This is a genomic window from Pseudomonas sp. 10S5 (assembly GCF_035019745.1).
Classification (GTDB): Bacteria; Pseudomonadota; Gammaproteobacteria; order Pseudomonadales; family Pseudomonadaceae; genus Aquipseudomonas.
This window is the reverse complement of record NZ_JASJVL010000060.1, coordinates 1-257: the sequence shown is the minus strand read 5'-3', so window position 1 is coordinate 257 and position 257 is coordinate 1. Positions and strand designations below refer to the sequence as shown.

1 protein-coding gene is annotated in these 257 nt (G+C 58.8%); it reads right to left on the bottom strand.

Annotated elements, in window-relative coordinates; genetic code table 11:
* Positions 1-257: contractile injection system protein, VgrG/Pvc8 family (locus tag QN378_RS23380; protein ID WP_323567505.1), on the bottom strand; the 257-nt coding region annotated here is incomplete at both ends.

Sequence of the window (257 nt, the reverse complement as noted above, 5' to 3'; positions counted from 1 at the left end):
GCGGCTCACGTCACCGTGGAACTGCACATCCAGGCCGCTAAACAGGCCGTGTTCCTTGAGCACTTCAAGGATGATGTTCGGCACGCTCATCTGTTGAAACGAGCGGCGATGGCTGCTGTGTTCCAGGTACGCCAGATAGGGTTTCAGCACCGCGACGTAGTGCGTCAGTCGCGCGCAGGCGTTGCTTTTATGGATCGAGTGGATGTGCCCATGCAGACCTTCGCCGTCCGGGCCGAAGCTGAGAAAAGCCGCTTTGT